Annotated in this window: 3 protein-coding genes and 1 pseudogene; all 4 read right to left on the bottom strand. The window is 57.9% G+C overall.

All coding sequences use genetic code 11. The annotated features are described in order from the left end of the window. Positions 1 to 257 (bottom strand): annotated as a pseudogene (locus QT222_RS01145) (helix-turn-helix domain-containing protein); the annotation flags it as partial. Between the two features lie 54 nt (positions 258 to 311). Next, positions 312 to 773, bottom strand: coding sequence for a pyridoxamine 5'-phosphate oxidase family protein (locus QT222_RS01140; protein ID WP_491476029.1), 462 nt, complete (start codon positions 771 to 773; stop codon positions 312 to 314). Positions 774 to 884: 111 nt separating this feature from the next. Further along, entirely contained in the window at positions 885 to 1,031 is a 147-nt protein-coding gene (locus QT222_RS01135) for a DUF7560 family zinc ribbon protein (RefSeq protein ID WP_004057921.1), read from the bottom strand. Between the two features lie 106 nt (positions 1,032 to 1,137). After that, a complete protein-coding gene (locus QT222_RS01130) occupies positions 1,138 to 1,296 on the bottom strand; it encodes a DUF7560 family zinc ribbon protein (protein WP_004057923.1) in 159 nt (52 codons plus the stop codon). Positions 1,297 to 1,442: the final 146 nt, after the last annotated feature.

Below are 1,442 nucleotides of genomic sequence, written 5' to 3'. Positions count from 1 at the left end.
CACGGACAGCCCGTGCTCTCCTCGTGGGAAAACCGGTAGAGATGCTTCGTCCCGTAGGAGAAAATCGGGTCGAGCGTCGTTTCGTCGGGGAGTTCCTCGACCTCGACGACGAATTCGGAGACACTCACTGAGTCGGGGTTCGCCACAACACTTCTCGAGACGGTGTCGACGGCGGAGTCTGTCGAGTGTGCAATCGAGGCGATGGGACAGACGGACGGCGTGTCGAACTCGACAGTCGCACGAATCCCAGTGGGCATTGGACTACGCGTTGATGTGGCGTGTCTCGGCGGTGACTGAGGTGGTCCGAGGCGTCACGCGTCGGACTCCTCGGGGTCGAGTTCTATCTCTCGGCCGCCTAGACTGTCAGGTTCGAGTTCGAACAGTTGGATATCGAGGTCGCGTTTGGTCTCCCCCCAGATTTCGAACAGCGGTCGTTTGGCCTCCCCGTACTGGACGATGCGCTCGACTGTCAACTCGTCCGGGTTGACCCGTTCGAGCGTCCCCTCGGCGATGATGCTCCGATAGAGTTGGCCATCCGCTTCGTGCACGACGAGTCGTGCACGGGGCGAGGAGGTGAGGAATTGGCGTTTTTCGCTCTCGGGTGTCGAGACGAGTCGGAGATAGAAACAACCGCTTTCGGCGTTGTATCCGTAGGATATAGGGATTGCGTAAGGCTCGTCTGCCTTCGCAAGCGAGAGGACACCCGTCTCGTGACGGGTCAAGACCTCATGTATCTCGTCGGGCGAGAGTTCTGTCTGTTGGTCCAGAGACATCGGTTCGTACATGCAGACTTGTGCCGGACGTAATTACTGTTACTTCTCGGACCGAGAAGAGCCACAACTGGTTAGGGAGAGAACATGAGCGTGCCGAATGTGGCTGGTCACTCAGGCGTGAGAGAACGCATCTTGGGTGAGCGAGGCGCTACAGATGACACATCCATTATCGAGAAGCGCATCGCGCATCGAATCGTTGACCAGCATGGACTCGGCACACTCCGGGCAGACGAAAGTGTAGTCCGCGCTGTCGCTCATCTTGTTCGTAGTACGGGAGACACACGTATATGTAGCCTACTGTTTCCCGAGCGGCGGGAAGACAGTGACCGAAGCCGGATGAGAAAACAGGAAACAGAGAGAATCGTCACGGAGAGAGCGTAGCGAATTCGTTTTCCGAAGTGGCAGAACCGCAGATTGGACAGCCACGCTCAAGGAGCGCATCGCGCATCGAATCGTTGACTTCGAATCGCTCGCCGCACTGGGTGCACGTAAACTCGTATTCGTCGGCCCTCGGTGCACCCATCAGTCTACCTCTGGATGTGCAAGTGTATCTTCCATCCCCGTCTCTCGGACTGTAGACGCGACATCCGCCATCAGTTCGGTGTCTTCCGGGCGAAGTTCGACGACGGAACTCGTCGCGTCTCGGTGTTCGGTTAGCGTCGTCTGACC

The sequence above is a fragment of the Haloferax sp. s1 genome, from assembly GCF_058382125.1.
This window is presented reverse-complemented; position numbering and strand designations above follow the sequence as displayed.